This window comes from Streptomyces sp. NPDC058291 (genome assembly GCF_042880855.1).
Lineage (GTDB): Bacteria > Actinomycetota > Actinomycetes > Streptomycetales > Streptomycetaceae > Streptomyces.
In genome coordinates this window covers 62,201-79,926 of record NZ_JBHVYK010000019.1, presented here as the reverse complement: position 1 = coordinate 79,926, position 17,726 = coordinate 62,201, and the positions used below count along the sequence as shown (strand labels likewise).

Here is a 17,726-nt window from a genome sequence, read left to right as displayed (position 1 = left end):
TGGCGCGACGGCGGGTCAGCCTCTCGGCACAGTCGTCGAGGTGAGCAGGGCCGTGCCGGGAGCAAGGGCCCGCCAGTGCAGCCCGTACCAGGTCAGGACGGCGATCGCCGACGTCGGGAACTTCAGCCGCACCCGGTCGAGGGCGCCGTCGCGGCCCTCGCGCGCCAGGTCGAGGACGAGTTCCTCCAGGCCGGGGTTGTGCCCGACCAGCAGCAGGGCGCCGACCTCTGCGGGCGTCTCGCCGACGACCTCCAGGATCTCGGGCACGTCCGCCGCGTAGAGCCGCGGGTCGAAGCGCGCCGGGGGCGGCGGGGCCTCCCACTGCGCGGCGGCCAGCTCCCAGGTCCGGCGGGCGCGGACGGCGGTGGAGCACAGGGTCAGATCCGGGCGGAAGCCGGCGTCGGCGAGCGCGCGGCCGGCGGCCGGCGCGTCCCTGAGGCCGCGCGGGGCGAGCGGCCGCTCGTGGTCGGGGACGCCGTCCGGCCAGGCCGACTTGGCGTGGCGCAGCACGACCAGCCGGCGTGGCGTCCCGGCGTCGGGCGCGCTCACGCCGGCGCTCCGAGGTCGCGGGTGAGTTCGAGGCCCAGCAGACGGTCGGCGTAGGCGAACGTCTCGAAGCGGGCGCCCGCAGGCGCCTCGGGGCCGGCGTCCCGCACCTCCCGCAGCACGCGCAGCACGCCGGGCACGTCCAGGTCGTCCTCCCAGGCGGCGCGCAGCCGTCCGCGCAGTTCCTCGGGGACCGGCCGTGAGGGCTGCCGCGCCCAGTCGGCGACGGACCGCCGCCAGCGCGCCAGGGTGTCACGGGCCTCGCCCAGCGCCGCAGCGTCGAGCCGGACGGGCGCGGTGCGGGGCACGGAGAGGAGGGCGAGTCGCAGGACGGCCGGGTCGGCGTCGGCCGCGATTCCCCTGGCAGGCGTCCCGGGCAGGGCGCCTTCGGCCGGGGCGACGGCGACCCGCACCCCGTCGGGGCCGCGGCTGTCCTCGCCGACCACGTGCAGGATCTGCGCCTCGCCCACGCCGGCTCCGGCGCCGAGGCCCCGGCCGTCCTCGAAGGGGTGCATGCCGAGGGCGGTGGCGCCGGCCCGGAGCTCCGCCTGGTCGCGGTCGCCGGTGAGCAGCAGCCAGGCGGGCGTGCCGCCCAGCTCCAGCGCGCGCACGAGCAGATCGGCGACGAGCAGCACCCTGAGCGACGCGGCCCCGTACCCCGAGGCATGCGCCTCGACACGGGTCAGGCCCCGTCGGACCGGGGCGGCGAGGACGGATCCGCCGGTTCGGGCGTCGATGATGCGCAGCACGTGCCGAGCCTAGGCGGCCGGGGGCGGGTTCGCAGGCGCAGCCCGGAATCAGCGACCACCGCACGCTGTTGACACGTGCGTCGGACGCCGTCCGACGCACGAGTTCCGTCCGACCGTCAAGGAGGCCGCCGGTGTACGGCGACGAGGCGACGATCCGCAGGATCCTCACCGGACCGGGTGACACCTGGGCCGTGGTGGGCCTGTCGACGAACCGCGGGCGCGCGGCCTACGGCGTCGCCGAGGTGCTCCGGCGCTTCGGCAAGCGGGTCGTGCCCGTCCATCCGAAGGCGGAGGCCGTGCACGGCGAGCGGGGGTACGCCTCCCTCGCGGACATCCCCTTCGAGGTGGACGTCGTCGACGTCTTCGTCAACAGCGGGCTCGCGGGAGCCGTCGCCGACGAGGCGGTGGCCAAGGGGGCGAAGGCGGTGTGGTTCCAGCTCGGCGTCGTCGACGAGGCGGCCTACGACCGCACCCGCGCCGCGGGCCTGGAGATGGTCATGGACCGCTGCCCGGCGATCGAGATCCCCCGCCTGGCCTGACGACCCGTTCCCCGGGGCGGGACGAACCCCCGCGCCCCCGGTCCTCGCCCGCCTCGGCTCGGCCGCGCTGGTCGCGGACGGGCTGCACGCGCGCACCGACGGGTACACCTCGCTGGCGGTGCTGCTGGGCGCGGGCGGCTCGGCGCTGGGCCTGCGGCTGGCGGACCCGGTGGTGGGGCTCGCGATCACGGCGGCGATCGCGCTGGTGCTGCGGGACGCGGGCAGGGAGGTGTTCCGCCGGGTGCTGGACGCCGTCGACCCGGCCCTGGTGGAACGGGCCGATCGGACGGTGCGCGAGGTCGAAGGGGTGCGCGGCGTGGGCGAGTTGCGGCTGCGCTGGATCGGCCACCGGCCGCGGGCCGAGGTGGCGGTCGTCGTGGACGGCGAGGCGACGGTACGTCAGGCGCAAGCCATCGCCGTGGCGGCCGAACACGCGCTGCTGCACACCCTGCCGCGGCTGACCGCCGCGCTGGTCCACGCGGACCCGGCGCCGGCGCCCGGCGAGGACGACCCGCACCTGCCCCTCGCGCACCACGGCCCGGGCCGGACCCGGTCCGCCCCGCCCAGGGCCGCCTGAGTCCCCGACGCCCCCCGGGGCAGCCCCCCGGCGGGTCTCAGTGCGCGGGCGCGGGAGGCGGCACCGACACCGTCAGCACCATCCGTGTCGGGACCTCGCCGAGGTTGGCGTAACGATGCGCGGCGTTGGCCTCGAAGGTGACGCTCGCGCCGGCCGGGACGCGGTGCTCGCCGCCGTCGACGGTGAGGGTCAGCTCGCCGTCGGTGACGTGGGCGATCTCGACGGTGCCGGGCGGGTGCGGGTCCGAACCGCTGCTCTCGCCGGGCATCAGCAGCCAGTCCCACATCTCCAGCGGACCGGGCGCCTCCGTGCCCGCCAGGAGCCGGCTGTAGCTGCCGGCGTCGGTGTGCCACAGGCGCACCGCCTGTTCGGCGGGGACGATGCGGACCTTCGGGCCGCGCTCGTAGTCGAGCAGGGTGGTGATGCTGACGCCGAGCGCGTCGCCGATCTTGACGACCGTGCCGAGACTGGGATTGGTACGGGCCTGCTCGATCTGGATCAGCATGCCGCGGCTGACCCCGGCCCGCGCCGCGAGCGCGTCGAGCGTGAAGCCGCGTTCGGTGCGCCACCGTTTGACGTTCCGCGCCAGGGACTGGGTCAGCAGGTCGAGGTCCGACACTTTCCGTCCTGTTCCGCCCGATTCCATCCGGTTCCGTTCCCGTCCCGGAGTCCAACATTCTGGATGACAGGGTTCACTTCCCTGAACTACGGTGCGGTGTACCCGATCGTGCACCGAACTGTACTGCGAGGGACCGTGACAGCAGTCTTCGCCCTGTCCGCCAGAGTCCTGAGGGGCCTGGTCGACTTCGGCGGCGGACTGCTGACCCGACGCGCGCCGGCGCTCACGGTGGTCGTCGTCTCGCAGTCGATCGCCGTGGTCGCCCTCGGCGTGACGGTGACGGCCACCGGCGGCTGGAGCGAGCGAGGCCGGCGCCCGCCTCCGGTTCGCGGTCGTGGCCGGACTGGTGGGCCCGGTCGCCCTCCTCTCCTCCTACAAGGCGCTGGCGCTCGGTCCCATGGGGTCGTCTCCCCGCCGGCCGACCTCGGCGTCGCGGTGCCGGTGTCCGTCGGGCTCCTCCTCGGCGAGCGCCCGGGGCTCGCCCTGCCCGTCGGTGTGCCCGCGCCGCAGCAGTTCGCGGGCCACCGGGGCGACGGGCGGCGCGGCGCTGTACGTCGCCGTCCGGCGCGGGGCGCCCGCGCTGCCCGTGGGGGTCTGGCCGGGGCCTCGCTGCCGGCCTACGCGTTCGTCGGCCTTGCCGACGTCGCCGCGAACGGCAGCTACGCCGTCGCCGCCCAGCACGGCCCGGTCACGGTGGCCGCCGTGCCGGCCTGCCTGTACCCGGTGGTGACGGCTCTCGCCGCGCGCGGATTCCTGCGCGAACGGCTCCGCCCGGTCCAGGCGGCGGGCGCGGGGCCGGCCCTGGTCGGCACACTGCTGCCGGCCACCGGCTAGCCCGCCCCCGCCGTTCCCGCGGATCAGCTGCCGGGCTCCAGCCGGGCCAGCTCGGCCACCGTCTCCTCGTCCAGCTCCGACAGCGCGACCAGTTGGTCCGGGGTGACGCCGTCCGGTATCGGCACCGGCGCGGGGCTGCGCAGCGGCGGCTGCCAGCCCTCCGCGGGCGTCCAGCGTCGGACGACCCGGGCCGGAGCCCCCGCGACGACGGCATGGTCGGGCACGGCCCCGCGCACCACCGCCCCGGCTGCGACGACGACGTTCCGTCCGATCCGCGCCCCCGGCAGGATCACGGCACCGGTGCCGATCCAGCACCCCGGGCCGATCTCCACGGACTCCATGCGGGGCCACTGCTTGCCGATCGGCTCGTGCGGATCGTCGTAGGAGTGATTGGTGGACGTGACGTACACGTACGGGCCGAAGTAGCAGTCGCTGCCGATGGTGACCGTCGTGTCGGCGATGACATGGCTGCCCCGGCCGAGGACGACGCCGTCGCCGAGGCGCAGGATCGGGTCCGGACCGAGGTCGAGGTCGGGCATCAGACCGGCGGTCAGGGTCACCTGCTCCCCGACGATGCAGTGCGCGCCGAGATGGATCCAGGGCTCCCCGAAGACCGTGCCGAGCGGAAAGGCGAGCCGGGTGCCGTCGCCGATCGAGCCGAAGCGGAAGCGCCCGGGCCGCTCGGCGGTGACGGAGGCCGTGCGCTGCACCCAGGACCAGCCCGCGTGGACGGCGCGCTGGGCCAGTCGACGCCGCCATGATGAGAACGTGTTCTTGCGCTTCGGCACCCGCTCACCGTACTCAGCGCGCACCGCGGCCAACGGCCCCCGGCCCTGTGATCTTCGCCCCACCGGGTGGCGTACGGTGCGGGGAACGACGGACACGAGGAGACGGTGATGACGCACAAGGCGCTGATCGTGGGGATCGGCGGCAGGGAACCCCGGGTCCACACGGACGCGTTCGTGGCGCCGACCGCGTCGGTGATCGGGGACGTCACCCTGGAGGCGGGGGCCAGCGTCTGGTACGGGGCGGTGGTGCGCGGGGACGTGGAGCGGATCACGGTCCGGGCGGACGCCAACGTCCAGGACAACGTGACGCTTCACGCCGACCCCGGCTTCCCGGTGACGATCGGCGAGCGCGTGTCGGTCGGCCACAACGCCGTGGTGCACGGCGCGACCGTCGGGGACGACTGCCTCGTCGGCATGGGGGCGACCGTGCTCAACGGCGCGGTGATCGGGGCGGGTTCGCTGGTCGCCGCGCAGGCGCTGGTGCCGCAGGGGATGGTGGTCCCGCCGGGTTCGCTGGTGGCGGGCGTGCCGGCCAAGGTGAAGCGGGAGCTGAGCGAGGAGGAGCGGCAGGGCGTGACGCTGAACGGCACCCTGTACGCGGACTTGGCCAAGGCTCACGGCGAGATCCACGCGTAGGAGCGGCGTCCTCGGGGCTCGGACCCGCCGGTGGGCGGGGTGCACGGGTGGGCGGGGTGCACGGGTGCGGGCCCCGGCCGCGATCCGTCGCGCCGGCGTCAAGCGGATCGAGACCTGGTACCGGGGCGAGGGCAAGACCGACGCCAAGGAGGCGCTCACCGCCGGTGAGCGGTGACCTCGGCCGACCGGGCGCGCGCGGGCTTCCGCCCCGCGCCGCGGCCCCGTGCCCCGACTACTCGGCGACGGCGGGCTCGGCCCCGGCCGGCGCCTCGGTCCTGGCCTCGGCGGCCTCCTGCGCGGAGCGCTTCGCCTTGCGCTTGATGACGAGCATCGACGTCAGGCCGATCAGCACCGCCAGGACCAGTCCCAGCCAGGAGAACCGCTTCAGCCAGGACTCGGCCACGACGCCCACGTAGTAGATGACGGCCGTCGTGCCGCCCGCCCAGGCGATGCCGCCGAGCAGGTTGGCGGTGAGGAACTTCCAGTACGGCATGTGCAGGACGCCCGCGAGCGGTCCGGCGAAGATGCGCAGCAGGGCGACGAAGCGGCCGAAGAAGACGGCCCACATGCCCCATTTCTCGAAGGACCGCTCGGCGGTGGCGACATGCCCCTCGCTGAAGTGACTCGGGAACTTCCTGCCGAGCCAGGCCAGCAGCGGGCGTCCGCCCTTGCGGCCGATGGCGTAGCCGATGGAGTCGCCGATCACGGCGCCCGCGGTGGCGCACGCGCCCAGGACGAAGGGGTTCACGCCGCCGTGCTGGGAGGACAGCAGCGCGGCCGAGACGAGGACGATCTCGCCGGGCAGCGGGATGCCGAGGCTCTCCAGGCCGATGACCAGGGCGACCACGGCGTAGACGGCGGCCGCGGGCACCGTGTCGAGCCATTCCTGCACGTGCACCGCGGTTCCTCCCGTTTGACGTCCCTGGTCTGTCGACGCTCCCCGGAACCCTACCGGGTCGGCCCCGGCCGGTCCGGCCGGTGAGGCAGCCCGCCCCACCACGGATGCGGACCCGCGATCCCTCGGGACGGCGCGGCCCGCCGGACACTCCTCGATGACCAAACGCCCACCGGTCCCGCCGTGTTCCCGGTCCGCCGTGTTCCCGGTCCGCCGTGTTCCCGGTCCGCCGTGTTCCCGGTCCGCCCTGATGGCCGAAGGCCCGCCGCGGCCGTGCACCGCCGCCGTCGACCGCACGGCGGGCGGCGGGCGGCGGCGCGACGAAGGAGGGGCGGCTCCCCTCGTGCGGCCCCTCCTTCGGCTTCGCGGGCCGGCGCCGGCTCAGTGCCCCAGGGAGGCGGCCGTTTCCGCGACGACTGTGCCGAGCACGCCGGAGACCTCCGACACGGCGGCCTGTGCGGGGAGCGCGTCCACGACGGGCGCGGCGGCCGCACCGACGGGACCGGCCGGGTCCGGCCGGGCTGCCGAAGTCGCCGGGCCTGCCGGGGCGGCGCAGCAGCTCACCTGGGCGATCCGGGTCTCGAACTGCGGCCCGGGGACCGTCGCGGCGGGTGTGGGGACGCCGTCGGGGGCGAGGGGCGGGCCGCTGCCCGGCGCGGGGGACGCCGGGAGGGCCGGGGCGCCGGGCGTGCCGGGCGCCCGCGCCGCGGGCGGCTCCGTCTGCTTGCGCGCCTGCGGGCCGGGCGCACCGGGCGCCGTCGCGGCCGTGTCGAAGACCCACCGCTGCCCGGTCGAGCCGTCCCGCTCGAAGACGACGACGGACGCCCCCTCGCCGTCGGCGTCCCGGGCGACCGCGAGTTCGTCGTCGCGGCGCAGCAGCAGCTCACCGCGGACGGTGAGATCGAAGAACGTCTCCCCCGCGTGCACCAGGCACCGCGCCAGGGCGGTCGTCCGGTGGCCGGGGTCGGCGGCCAGGCACAGCGTGGGGTCGGCGGAGCTGCGCAGCAGACCGTCCTGCTGATAGGACCACTGCTGGGACGCGGCCGCCGAGCAGTCGGCCAGGACGATGCCGACACCGACCTCCGCCCGGCCGCCCGAGACGTCGAGACAGAGCCCGGTGTCCGGTCCGCGCAGTCTGCCGAGCGCGACCTCGGCGTCGCGGGAGGCTGAGGCGTTCGACGGGGAGCCGACGGGCGAGGGGTTGCGGGAGACGCCCGGGAAGCGTCGGCCGTCGACGGCCGGGGTGCTGGTCCTGCCGACGGGCGCGCCCCAGGTGGCCCCGGGAGCGGGCGCGCCGTCGTCGGACCACCCCTTGGCCGCGAGGACGGTCGCGACCAGGGCCAGGGAGGTCAGTCCCACGCCGACGAGCACGGCCTTGGGGCGCCGGCCCGGAAGGTCGAGCAGGCCCGCGGAGGTGGTGCGGTGCCGGCCGCCGCCGGCGGGCGGACGCACCCCGACCGGGCGGGCCGGCGCGTCGGGGGACGCGGCGCGCACGCGGCCGGGGCGGGAGTCGAGATAGCGGCGGGCGCCCCATCCGAGCACGGTCTCGGCGAGCAGCACGTCCAGTGCGCCGTCGAAATGGCTGAGCTGTTCGGCGGCGTGCCGGCAGAAGCGGCAGTGCGCCAGATGCCGGCGGACGTCGGGCAGCAGTGTTCCGCCGCGCTGCAGGGGAACGTCGAGGAGACGGTTGTAGAAGCCGCATTCACTGGTCGGCGCGAGTTCCCGGTGGGCGCGTACACAACCCGCCCGCAATTGTTCCCGCGCCTGTTCCAGAACGCCGTTCGCCGCACTGTCGTCCATCCCCGACAGACCGGCCGGTACGGATATGGGTTCCGCCTCCACCTCGGTGTGCCACAGGAGGCATTGCGAGGCGGCCGGGAGCAACTGGAAAGAGCGCTCGGCCAGTTGCCGCCTTTCGGCGGTCCCGGGGCGCGCGGCGCGCAGTCCGCGGCCGCCGACGGTTTTCCGCAGTTCCGGCAGAACGTCCGCGACCTTGTCGGCGCCGGCCCATTCCCTGACCGTCTCCCGTACGGCGACGAGGAGTTGGGGGCGCAGTGCGCCGTCGGTGCGCCCGTCGGCCAGCCGGCCGAGGACGTCGTGGAAGGCCGCGGCGGCCACGAGTCGAGCCGTGTCCTCGGTGCCGGCCAGGCAGACCGTGGCGTAGTCGAGGGCGGCCCGCCAGTGACGGGCGAACAGCAGGGCTATCGCGTGGGCGCGGCCGTGGGGGTCGGCCAGCCGGGCGACGAGTTCGGGATCGGATTCCCCGGGGGTCCAACCGGGGCGGGGCGGGTGGGGCGGGCGTGGGGGGTTGGGGGATTGCACGGAACCATTTCCTTCCAAGCCGACGAACGGCACGGAAAACACGCCGTCGGAAAGCAGGTGCCTGATTGGTGCGTACCTTTGGCCTGACCAGGCACGTTGGCCCGATCGGACCCATCCGTAAGGGGAGGCTCACCTTCGCACACGCTCCTCACAGTAAACAAGGAGTTCGAGTGACCCAGGTTCAAAGCGAGGGAATTTCAGATAAGTTACCGGCGGTAGCCGCACCCGTTTTCGAAAATGCCCCGGACGGGCGGGCTCAACTTGCGCCCACGGAAAGCCGGATGAGACACGGAATCTCCAACTTCCGGCCCGGTCAGGACGGCCGCTTCACGGTGGACCGGTGGCGCACAGCAATCTCCGAGGTGACTCCCGGTGCGCTCCTATCCGGATGGGCCAGCATCGTCGCCATGAGCACCCCCCACTCCGCACCCCGGGTCCGCAAAGCGGTCGTCCCGGCCGCCGGTCTCGGCACCCGCTTCCTGCCCGCCACCAAGGCGACGCCGAAGGAGATGCTGCCCGTCGTCGACAAGCCGGCCATCCAGTACGTCGTCGAGGAGGCGGCCGCCGCCGGCCTGGACGACGTGCTGATGGTGACCGGCCGGCACAAGCGGGCCATCGAGGACCACTTCGACCACGCCTTCGAACTGGAGCAGGCGCTGGCCGCCAAGGGCGACACCGTGCGGCTGGACGCGGTGCGCGACCCGGCCCGGCTCGCCGACATCCACCACATCAGGCAGGGCGACCCGCTCGGCCTCGGTCACGCCGTGCTCTGCGCCCGCCACCACGTGGGCGACCAGCCGTTCGCCGTCCTGCTCGGGGACGACCTCATCGACGCGCGCGAGACGCTGCTCAGCCGGATGCTGGACGTCCGCGAGCGGTACGCCGGCAGCGTGGTCGCCCTGATGGAGGTGGCGCCGGAGCAGATCCACCGCTACGGCTGCGCGGCCGTGGAACCGTCCGGGGAGGACGGCGTCGTGCGCGTCACCGGGCTCGTGGAGAAACCCGCGCGCGAGGACGCGCCGAGCCGGTACGCGGTCATCGGACGGTACGTCCTGGACCCGGCCGTCTTCGACGTGCTGGAGCGCACCGGGCCCGGCCGCGGCGGCGAGATCCAGCTCACCGACGCCCTCCAGGAGCTGGCGGCGGCCGGCACGGTGCACGGCGTGGTCTTCTCCGGCCGCCGGTACGACACCGGCGACAAGACCGACTACCTGCGCACGGTCGTCCGCCTCGCCTGCGACCGGCCCGACCTGGGGCCGGAGTTCGTCGCCTGGCTCAAGGACTTCGTGGCGGCCCTGAAGGACGGCGAGGGCGGCGAGGGCGGCGGGGACGGCGAGGACGGCGGCGCCGAGCGGGACCGGCCCGCCGCCTGACCCGGTGACCCCGACGGCACCGGCGACGACGGGCCTGGTGGCGATGTGCGCACCAGGCGGATCCTGCGGGCCGTCCGCCGCCGGGGCGTCGGGCGTCGGAACGTCCGGAGTCGGAGGCGTCGGGCGTCGGAGGCGTCGGGCGTCGGAGGCGTCGGGAGTCGGAGGCGTCCGGAGTCGGAGGCGTCGGGCGTCGGAACGTCCGGAGTCGGAGGCGTCGGCCGTGGGGACGGGGGCGTCAGCCGTTGGGACGGGGGCGTCAGCCGTTGGGACGGGGGCGTCAGCCGTTGGGACGCAGGGTCCAGGTCACCGTCATCTCGCCGGTGACGGCTCCGTCGGCGCGGCGGATCTCGATGGCGACCGGGAACTCGGGGCGCTCCCCCGCGTCGAGCTGGGCGACGACCTCGGCGGCCGGCCGCCCCAGGGTCGCGGTGGCGGTGACGGCGCCCATCGCCAGCTTGCGGTAGGCGATCTGCGCGCCGACGGCGAGCGGCACGGCACGGGAGAGCTGGTCGCCGAACGCCGCGAGGACGATCGCGCCGCTGGCGGACTCGCCGAGCGTGAACATCGCGCCGGCGTGCGGGCCGCCCACATGGTTGTGGAACTCGCCCTGGTCCGGCAGCGCGACCACGGCCCTCTCCGGACCGGCCTCGATGAATTCGAGGTTCAGGGTCCTGGCCATGGGCACCGTGGCGGCGAGCATCTCGCCGATGGACATCTGGTCTGCGCTCATGCCGAGATGTTACCTACGAGTAGCTTCAGGTGACCAGCCCATGTGACGCTCGCCCCATGGCGGCGGTCCGGGCTCGCCTCGCCGGGGAGGGCGGGGCGTGGAGACCGGGACCCGGACCTCACAATCCGGAGGTACCGGGGCACTGTGCGCGGGTCGCCCCCGTCCGGCCCCGATTCGGTACGTCCCTGACAAGGGGCGGTGACCGAACCGTGTCCCGGGCGGCACTAGTGTTTCTGGCCATGTGGCCAGGACAGCAGCCGCCCGGGGGAGAGCAGAACCCGCAGGCGCAGAACAATCCGTACCAGCAGCCGGGATACCAGCAGCCGAACCCGTATCAGCAACCCGGGTACCAGCAGCAGCCCAACCCCTACCCGACGCAGCCGCAATGGGGCGCCCCGGCGCCCGTCGGCATGCCCACCCCGCCGCCGAACGGCAGCGGCGGCGGCGACGGCAACCGGACGAAGCTGGTCGCGATCATCGCGGCCTCCGCCGTCGTGGTCGCCGCCGCAGTCACCGGATTCCTGGTGCTGGGCGGCGACGACGAACCGGCTCCCGTGAGCAAGGGCAGCGAGAGTCCCTCCGTCTCCGCCTCGGCGTCCGCGTCCTCGTCCGACGGCACGGACGACAACCCGCGCAGCAACGAGTCGGAGAAGCCGACCGTCCCCGGCTGGAAGGTCGTCGTGAACCCCAAGTGGGGCATCGCCTTCGACGTGCCGGCGGACTGGGAGGTCCAGTCGCCGGGACTCAGCCAGGGGTTCGAGTGGGAGGACAAGAAGAAGTCCGACGGCTACGACCGGATCCTGCAAGGGGGCACGGCCGAGTTCAAGTCGAAGTGGTGCTCGGTCGACTCCGACAAGGACGGCAAGATCGAGGACACCGCCCTGGCCATGGTCGGCAGCAAGGGCGCGGAGGGCGCCAAGAACACCGACGAGATCGCGATCAACACGCCCGCGTGGTGGGTCTTCGGCGGCTACACCGAACCGGACAAGAAGAGCATCACCACCGACAAGAAGGCCACCCCCTTCACGACCGCCTCCGGCGTCAAGGGCAGCTACGCCTGGGCGCAGTCCACGAACACGCCCCAGAAGGGCAAGTGCGACAGCGACGGCAAGGCGATCACCTTCGGTTTCAAGAACTCCAACGACGACTACGTGTCGTGGAACCTGTACGGGGCCAAGGGCGTGAAGGACGAGCTCCCGAAGGCCACCATCATGCAGATCCTGAGCACCGTACGGCTCCACGGAACGCCCACCCACAACTGAGCGTGGCCGGCGCACCGGCGGTCCGTGACCGGTTTGGCGCGGCGGGACCCCGGCGGCGATAGTCGGCCGGTGACCCCACCCGCCGACACCGCCGAGACCGTCGAAGCCAGCGGACCCGCGGGCGCCCGCCGCCCGCGCGGGCCCTCCTGGGCGAGCCGCAACTACAGCCTGCTGACCGCCGCCGCGTTCGTGACGAGCCTCGGCAGCCAGGGAGCTCTCATCGCCGCCGCGTTCGCCGTCCTGGAGTCGGGCGGCGACGGCGGCGACGTGGGCCTGGTGGCGGCGGCCCGCACCCTTCCGCTGGTGCTCTTCCTGCTGATCGGCGGCGCCGTCGCGGACCGGCTGCCGCGGCACCGGGTGATGGTCGCGGCCAACGCCCTCAACTTCGCGTCCCAGGCCGTCTTCGCCGCGCTCGTCCTGCTGGGCGAGCCTCAGTTGTGGCAGATGATGCTGCTGACCGGGCTCGGCGGGGCGGGCCAGGCGTTCTTCTCCCCCGCGGCCGAGGGGATGCTGATGTCCTCGGTCCAGGGCGAGCAGGCCGGCCGGGCCTTCGCCGTCTTCCGGATGGCGATGCAGGGCGCGGGACTGGGCGGCGCGGCCCTCGGCGGCGCGATGGTCGCGGTGATCGGCCCGGGCTGGGTGCTGGCCGCGGACGCCGCCGCGTTCGCGGTGGCCGGCTCGCTGCGCGCGTTCCTCGACGTGCGACGCATCCCGAAGCGCGCGCCCGGCGGCGGTCTGCTGTCCGACCTCCGCGAGGGCTGGCGGGAGTTCAGCGGTCGGCCCTGGCTGTGGGGCGTCGTGCTGCAGTTCTCCGTCGCCAACGCCGTCGTCGGCGCCGCCGACGCGGTGTACGGGCCGCTCGTCGCCCGCGACCACCTCGGCGGGGCCGGGCCCTGGGGCCTCGCCCTGGCCCTCTTCGGCGGCGGCACCGTGACGGGGGCGCTGCTGATGACCCGGTGGAAGCCGCGCCGTCTGCTCCTGGCCGGCACGCTCTGTGTCTTTCCCCTGGCCCTGCCCGCCGCCGCGCTCGCCGTGCCGGTGCCGATCGGCGTCCTGTGCACGGCGATGTTCCTGACCGGCGTCACCCTGGAGGTGTTCGGCGTCTCCTGGATGACCGCGCTGCACCAGGAGATCCCCGAGGAGAAACTCTCGCGTGTCTCCGCCTACGACTGGTTCGGCTCGGTGGCCCTGGTGCCGTTGGCCATGGCGTCGGCGGGGCCCGCGGAGGCCGCGTTCGGCCGCGGCACGTCGCTGTGGGGCTGCGCCGCCCTCGTCGTCGTGGTGACGGCGGCGGTCCTGTGCGTGCCGGACGTGCGCAACCTCACCCGGCGCACCGGGCCGGTGTCGGGCGGGACGCCGAGGGCGGACGCGCGGCCGGGAGCGGAGGACACGGACCGGCGTCTGATCGGTTAGGCCCGCTTCACGCCCGCATGCGCGCCGGTCGAACGGCCGGGCCCGGGGGCCGAGCGCGCGCCCGCCACGCCTCAGCCGATGCCGAACGCCCCCTCGGGCGGTTCGGGTGACGGTACGGCGTCCTCGTCGCGGACCGGTCGGGCGTCGCCGATGAGACGGCGCAGGCCGGGGCCGTGCTCCACCCGGGCGGGGAACGGGTCGGCGGCGGTGCGGCGGGCCAGGGCGGGCACGTCGAGCGGGCGGTGCGCGGCGGCCAGCACCGCGTTGCCGAAGCGGCGGCCGCGCAGCACGGCCGGCTCCGCGACCAGCACCAGCTCCTCGAACACCTCGGCCAGAGCGGCCAGTTGGGACCTCAGGAAGGCGAACGGCGCGGCGTCGGCGAGGTTCGCCAGATAGACGCCGTCGGCGCGCAGGACCCGTGCCGCCTCCTCGGCGTAGGCGAGGGAGGTCAGCTGGGCGGGGATCCGGGAGCCGCCGAAGACGTCGGCGACGAGCACGTCTGCGGAGCCGTCCGGGGCCGCCTCCAGCCAGGCCCGCGCGTCGGCCGCGTGCAGCGCGATGCCGGCCCGGGGCGGGACGGGCAGGTGCTCGGCGACCAGGTCCAGCAGCGCGCGGTCGAACTCGACGACGTCCTGGCGGGAGCCCGGCCGGGTCGCGGCCACGTACCGGGGCAGGGTGAGCGCGCCGCCGCCGAGGTGGAGCACGTCCAGGGGGCGTCCCGGCTCCGCGGCGGTGTCCAGGACGTGCCCGAGGCGCCGCGCGTACTCGAACTCCAGGTGCGTGGGCTCGTCGAGGTCGACGTACGACTGCGGCGCCCCGTCGACCGTCAGCAGCCAGGCCCGGTCCCGGTCGACGTCGGGCATCAGCTTGGCGATGCCGTGGTCGACGGCTCGGGTGACGGGTACGGGCTCGTCGTTCACCCGTTCATTGTGCCGGTGAGGCCCCGCCGACCTGGACCCACCCCGGGCCGCGTGCGGGGCCGCCGGACACCGGGTGCGGGAGGTGAGGCCGCCGGGCCCGGTACCCGAGAGGGCAGATGCCGGCGCCAGGGGCGCGGACCGGGGCCGAGGCCGCGAACCCTGCGCCGGGGTCAGCGGACCCCGGTGAGGGCCCGCGGACCCCGGCGCAGGGACACGGACCCCGGCGCAGGGACGCGGACCCCACGGCGGGGCACGGCCGTCGGTCCCGGCCGCAGACGCGTGTGCCGGCCCGTGGACCGGAGACCGGGGTCGGCGGCCCACGGTCACCGGCGCGCGGTCCGCGCTCAGCCCGTGCCGGCCGGTCTCAGCTCAGAGGACCGACGTCACGGTTCCCGCCCCCACGGTCCGCCCGCCCTCCCGGACGGCGAAGCCGAGGCCGGGCTCCAGCGCGATCTCGTGGCCCAGTTCGACGGTCATGTCGACCGTGTCCCCGGGCCGCGCGACCGCGACGGCGCCCAGGTCCACGTCTCCGACGACGTCCGCCGTCCGGATGTAGAACTGCGGCCGGTACCCGGTGGAGACGGGCGTCGTACGACCGCCCTCACGCGCCGACAGCACGTACACCTGCGCCGAGAACCGCCGCCGCGGCGTCACGCTCCCCGGCGCGGCCAGGACGTGCCCCCGGCGGACGGCGTCGCGCGCCACCCCGCGCAGCAGCAGGGCCACGTTGTCGCCGGCCTGAGCCTCCGTCATCGGCTTGCCGAAGGTCTCCAGGCCGGTGACCACGCTCTCCAGACCCGCGCCGAGCACGTCGACCCGGTCGCCCACCCGCACCGTGCCCCGTTCGACCGCGCCGGTGACCACGGTCCCCCGGCCGGTGATGGTGAGCACGTTCTCCACCGGCAGCAGGAACGGCGCGTCCAGATAGCGCTCGGGGACGGGCACGTAGGTGTCCACCGCGTCGAGCAGCGCGTCGACGGCGCGCGTCCAGCGCGGGTCGCCCTCCAGGGCCCTCAGCCCCGACACCCGGACGACGGGCGCGGCGTCGCCGCCGTACCCATGCTCGGTGAGCAGGTCGCGGACCTCCAGTTCGACGAGGTCGATGAGCTCCTCGTCGCCCGCGTCGGCCTTGTTGAGGGCGACCACGATGTGGTCCACCCCCACCTGCCGGGCCAGCAGGACGTGTTCGGCGGTCTGCGGCATGATCCCGTCGAGCGCGGAGACGACGAGGATCGCCCCGTCGAGCTGCGCGGCGCCGGTGACCATGTTCTTGACGTAGTCGGCGTGACCCGGCATGTCGACGTGCGCGTAGTGCCGGGTGTCGGTCTCGTACTCGACGTGCGCGATGTTGATGGTGATCCCGCGCGCGGCCTCCTCCGGGGCGCGGTCGATGCGGTCGAACGGCACGAAGGAGCCGGTTCCGCGGTCGGCGAGAACCTTGGTGATGGCGGCGGTCAGCGTGGTCTTGCCGTGGTCGACGTGACCCATGGTGCCGATGTTGAGATGGGGCTTGGTCCGCACGTACGCGGTCTTGGGCATGGCTGTACCTCGAAGCGTGTCCGTAGGAAGGGGGACCCCGAGGAATCGGCCGACCCTCCCCCTGGGGGGTCCGCCGGACAGTCCGGAGAGGGTCAGCTTCGGGCGCCGTCGACAGCGGCCGCGAGGATCGGGACGGCAGCCTTCGGCGCATCCGCGACTGCGGATGCTGCGAGGAGGAAGGCGTGCCGGAACATGAGGCTGATCCTCGCCGACGGTTCGTCGGGTGTCGAATGGTTTTCCGCGGATCGGCGGAGGGGGGCCGTATGACCGCAATCGGCTAGGACGGCCCTCGCACGGCGTCGATGTTCTTCAGGGCTTCGCGGACCGTCAGCGGCGCGAACCGGCCCCGCTCGCGGGCGAGGAAGGCGCGGACGGCATCCGGGTCGGTCTTGGCGTACTCGCGCAGGCACCAGCCGATGGCCTTGCGGACGAAGAAGGCGGGATGGCCGGACTGGCGCAGGCAGTACGCGAACAGCCGGTCGGCGTCGGTGCGTTCCTTGTGGCGCAGCTGGTGCAGCAGGGCGGTGCGCACCACCCACAGGTCCTCGTCGACGATCCAGTCGTCCAGGTCGGCCGCGAGACCGGGGTCGGCCGCGACCAGGGCGCCGACCACGTGCGCGGCGAGCAGGTCGACCGTGTCCCACCAGGAGGTGGTGGTGACGAGCCGGCGGGCCACCGGCAGGAACCCCGACGACAGACGTTCCGCGTGCCGGCGCAGGTAGTCCACGGCGAAGTAGTGGTACTCGCGGTGCGGCAACGCCCAGCAGCGCAGGGCGATCGCCGTGCAGTCGTCCTCGACCGGGCGGGGCGTGCCGGCCAGGACGGCGCGGGACAGGGCCCGGCGGTCGGGGGTGGGCAGGCCGAGGAAGGGGGCCACGTCCTTCATGTAGGCGCGCATGGCCGCCGCCCGGCGGGCGTCGGCCGCGCCGCCGTACGCGGCCGTCAGGCGCTCCAGCACGGTGTCGGCGAGAGCGCTGTGCGGCCCGTCGGCCGGGTCCGCACCTGTGACGGTCATGAGACGAACCATACGGCGATCACACATGTCCGTCCGTTAGTGTCACGGGATGCTCGATGCCACCACCCGCTCTGGGGGCACCGCCACGGCCTCTCCCCGGGCCACCGGCACGGACTTCGTCATTCCGTTGCTCGCGCCTGCCCCCCTGCCCGTCATCACCCCCGTGGTCCCGCCGGCAGTCCCCTCCGTCGTCGCGCCCGTCCCGTCCTCGGCGACCGCTCCCGGCGGGATCGCCGCGCGCTGCCGCAGAGTGCTCCTGTCGCCCTGGTCCCGCCTGGCGCTCCTGATCGTGCTGCTGGCCGGGGCCGCGGCGAGCGTGCTGCTCTTCGAGCCGCAGAAGCTCCTCGCGGACGGCTGGCCGCCCCAGTTGGGCGGCGCCTCGGCGGCCGCGGTCTTCGCGGTGGCGTACGGGCTGTGCACGGTGGCGTTCGTGCCGAGACCGCTGCTGAACCTGGGCGCCGGCGCGCTGTTCGGCTCGCAGTGGGGCGTCGGCGCGGCGCTGGCGGGCACGGTGCTGGGGGCCGGGATCTCCTTCGGGCTGGGGCGCGTCCTGGGGCAGGACGCGTTGCGTCCGCTGCTGCGCGGCCGCCTGCTCGAGGCGGCGGACGGTCAGCTGAGCCGGCACGGCCTGCGCTCGATGCTGGCGGCCCGGCTGTTCCCGGGGGTGCCGTTCTGGGCCGCGAACTACTGCGCCGCCGTGTCGCGCATGAGCTGGCCGTCGTTCCTGGTGGCGACCGCGCTGGGATCGATCCCCAACACCGCCGCCTACGTCGTCGCCGGGGCCCGGGCCTCCTCCCCGACGTCGCCGGCCTTCCTGATCGCCATGGTCTGCATCGCCCTGCCCGCGGTGGTCGGCGCGGCGGTGGCCTGGCGCAAGCGCCACCACCTGCGCCGTCCGTAGCCCGCGCCGTCACCCGTTCGCGACGTCGTGCCAGCGCTGAGCGTCGCCCGTGCGCGGCCCTGACGGTG

General features: G+C 74.6%; 16 protein-coding genes and 2 pseudogenes. 8 read left to right on the top strand and 10 right to left on the bottom strand.

The features are described from left to right. Window positions 1-15: 15 nt before the first annotated feature. A complete protein-coding gene (locus ACFVYK_RS12770; protein ID WP_389772274.1) occupies window positions 16-549 on the bottom strand; it encodes a SixA phosphatase family protein in 534 nt (177 codons plus the stop codon). Continuing rightward, on the bottom strand, window positions 546-1,295 hold the full coding sequence (locus ACFVYK_RS12765) for a hypothetical protein (RefSeq protein ID WP_389772272.1): 750 nt from the start codon (window positions 1,293-1,295) through the stop codon (window positions 546-548). The genes ACFVYK_RS12770 and ACFVYK_RS12765 overlap by 4 nt, the downstream gene beginning before the upstream one ends. 131 nt (window positions 1,296-1,426) lie before the next feature. Here ACFVYK_RS12765 and ACFVYK_RS12760 point away from each other — a divergent pair, with 131 nt between their 5' ends. Next, a complete protein-coding gene (locus tag ACFVYK_RS12760) occupies window positions 1,427-1,834 on the top strand; it encodes a CoA-binding protein (RefSeq protein WP_389772270.1) in 408 nt (135 codons plus the stop codon). 52 nt (window positions 1,835-1,886) lie between these two features. Then, window positions 1,887-2,411 (top strand): annotated as a pseudogene (locus ACFVYK_RS12755) (cation diffusion facilitator family transporter); the annotation flags it as partial. Window positions 2,412-2,448: 37 nt separating this feature from the next. Here ACFVYK_RS12755 and ACFVYK_RS12750 read toward each other — a convergent pair. After that, window positions 2,449-3,030, bottom strand: coding sequence for a helix-turn-helix domain-containing protein (locus ACFVYK_RS12750; RefSeq protein ID WP_389772267.1), 582 nt, complete (start codon window positions 3,028-3,030; stop codon window positions 2,449-2,451). 135 nt (window positions 3,031-3,165) lie between these two features. On the opposite strand from ACFVYK_RS12750, the pseudogene ACFVYK_RS12745 reads away from it, so the two are divergent. Next, window positions 3,166-3,864: pseudogene (locus tag ACFVYK_RS12745) on the top strand (EamA family transporter). A gap of 23 nt (window positions 3,865-3,887) precedes the next feature. On the opposite strand, the gene ACFVYK_RS12740 reads toward ACFVYK_RS12745, so the two are convergent. Beyond that, entirely contained in the window at window positions 3,888-4,652 is a 765-nt protein-coding gene (locus ACFVYK_RS12740; protein WP_389772265.1) for an acyltransferase, read from the bottom strand. Window positions 4,653-4,760: 108 nt separating this feature from the next. Between ACFVYK_RS12740 and ACFVYK_RS12735 the strand changes: the two genes are divergently transcribed. Next, on the top strand, window positions 4,761-5,288 hold the full coding sequence (locus ACFVYK_RS12735; protein WP_389772262.1) for a gamma carbonic anhydrase family protein: 528 nt from the start codon (window positions 4,761-4,763) through the stop codon (window positions 5,286-5,288). 232 nt (window positions 5,289-5,520) lie between these two features. On the opposite strand, the gene ACFVYK_RS12730 is transcribed toward ACFVYK_RS12735, so the two are convergent. Together ACFVYK_RS12730 and ACFVYK_RS12725 are read right to left on the bottom strand one after the other, a co-directional pair. Further along, a complete protein-coding gene (locus ACFVYK_RS12730) occupies window positions 5,521-6,186 on the bottom strand; it encodes a DedA family protein (RefSeq protein WP_389772259.1) in 666 nt (221 codons plus the stop codon). 378 nt (window positions 6,187-6,564) lie between these two features. Then, entirely contained in the window at window positions 6,565-8,505 is a 1,941-nt protein-coding gene (locus ACFVYK_RS12725) for a ricin-type beta-trefoil lectin domain protein (RefSeq protein ID WP_389772257.1), read from the bottom strand. 407 nt (window positions 8,506-8,912) lie between these two features. Between ACFVYK_RS12725 and galU the strand changes: the two genes are divergently transcribed. Continuing rightward, window positions 8,913-9,878: a UTP--glucose-1-phosphate uridylyltransferase GalU gene (galU, locus tag ACFVYK_RS12720; protein ID WP_389772254.1), complete on the top strand. Its 966-nt coding sequence runs from the start codon at window positions 8,913-8,915 to the stop codon at window positions 9,876-9,878. 277 nt (window positions 9,879-10,155) lie between these two features. On the opposite strand, the gene ACFVYK_RS12715 is transcribed toward galU, so the two are convergent. After that, window positions 10,156-10,593: a DUF4442 domain-containing protein gene (locus ACFVYK_RS12715; RefSeq protein WP_389772339.1), complete on the bottom strand. Its 438-nt coding sequence runs from the start codon at window positions 10,591-10,593 to the stop codon at window positions 10,156-10,158. A gap of 254 nt (window positions 10,594-10,847) precedes the next feature. Between ACFVYK_RS12715 and ACFVYK_RS12710 the strand changes: the two genes are divergently transcribed. Both ACFVYK_RS12710 and ACFVYK_RS12705 read left to right on the top strand, forming a co-directional pair. After that, complete coding sequence (locus ACFVYK_RS12710) at window positions 10,848-11,870, top strand: hypothetical protein (protein WP_389772252.1); 1,023 nt, start codon at window positions 10,848-10,850, stop codon at window positions 11,868-11,870. Window positions 11,871-11,939: 69 nt separating this feature from the next. Further along, the gene (locus ACFVYK_RS12705; RefSeq protein WP_389772249.1) at window positions 11,940-13,283 is read left to right on the top strand and encodes an MFS transporter; all 1,344 of its coding nucleotides are present in this window, start codon (window positions 11,940-11,942) and stop codon (window positions 13,281-13,283) included. Between the two features lie 71 nt (window positions 13,284-13,354). Here the strand turns inward: ACFVYK_RS12705 and ACFVYK_RS12700 are convergent, their stop codons facing one another. The 3 genes from ACFVYK_RS12700 to ACFVYK_RS12690 all read right to left on the bottom strand — a co-directional run bounded on the left by ACFVYK_RS12700 (window position 13,355) and on the right by ACFVYK_RS12690 (window position 16,757). Then, on the bottom strand, window positions 13,355-14,146 hold the full coding sequence (locus ACFVYK_RS12700) for a spermidine synthase (RefSeq protein WP_389772336.1): 792 nt from the start codon (window positions 14,144-14,146) through the stop codon (window positions 13,355-13,357). Window positions 14,147-14,572: 426 nt separating this feature from the next. Then, window positions 14,573-15,742, bottom strand: coding sequence for an elongation factor Tu (tuf, locus tag ACFVYK_RS12695; protein WP_389772246.1), 1,170 nt, complete (start codon window positions 15,740-15,742; stop codon window positions 14,573-14,575). Between the two features lie 277 nt (window positions 15,743-16,019). Then, entirely contained in the window at window positions 16,020-16,757 is a 738-nt protein-coding gene (locus tag ACFVYK_RS12690; RefSeq protein WP_389772243.1) for a DNA alkylation repair protein, read from the bottom strand. A 49-nt stretch (window positions 16,758-16,806) separates the two neighbouring features. On the opposite strand from ACFVYK_RS12690, the gene ACFVYK_RS12685 reads away from it, so the two are divergent. Continuing rightward, window positions 16,807-17,658 (top strand): TVP38/TMEM64 family protein, encoded by an 852-nt coding sequence (locus ACFVYK_RS12685; protein WP_389772240.1) that lies wholly within the window; start codon window positions 16,807-16,809, stop codon window positions 17,656-17,658. Window positions 17,659-17,726: the final 68 nt, after the last annotated feature.

Excerpts from the sequence above, each read along its gene's own strand:
- tuf (WP_389772246.1), bottom strand. The coding sequence starts at position 15,742 with ATGCCCAAGACCGCGTACGTGCGGACCAAGCCCCATCTCAACATCGGC.
- ACFVYK_RS12715 (WP_389772339.1), bottom strand. The coding sequence starts at position 10,593 with ATGTCCATCGGCGAGATGCTCGCCGCCACGGTGCCCATGGCCAGGACC.
- ACFVYK_RS12710 (WP_389772252.1), top strand. The coding sequence starts at position 10,848 with ATGTGGCCAGGACAGCAGCCGCCCGGGGGAGAGCAGAACCCGCAGGCG.
- ACFVYK_RS12735 (WP_389772262.1), top strand. The coding sequence starts at position 4,761 with ATGACGCACAAGGCGCTGATCGTGGGGATCGGCGGCAGGGAACCCCGG.
- galU (WP_389772254.1), top strand. The coding sequence starts at position 8,913 with ATGAGCACCCCCCACTCCGCACCCCGGGTCCGCAAAGCGGTCGTCCCG.
- ACFVYK_RS12690 (WP_389772243.1), bottom strand. The coding sequence starts at position 16,757 with ATGACCGTCACAGGTGCGGACCCGGCCGACGGGCCGCACAGCGCTCTC.
- ACFVYK_RS12700 (WP_389772336.1), bottom strand. The coding sequence starts at position 14,146 with ATGCCCGACGTCGACCGGGACCGGGCCTGGCTGCTGACGGTCGACGGG.
- ACFVYK_RS12685 (WP_389772240.1), top strand. The coding sequence starts at position 16,807 with ATGCTCGATGCCACCACCCGCTCTGGGGGCACCGCCACGGCCTCTCCC.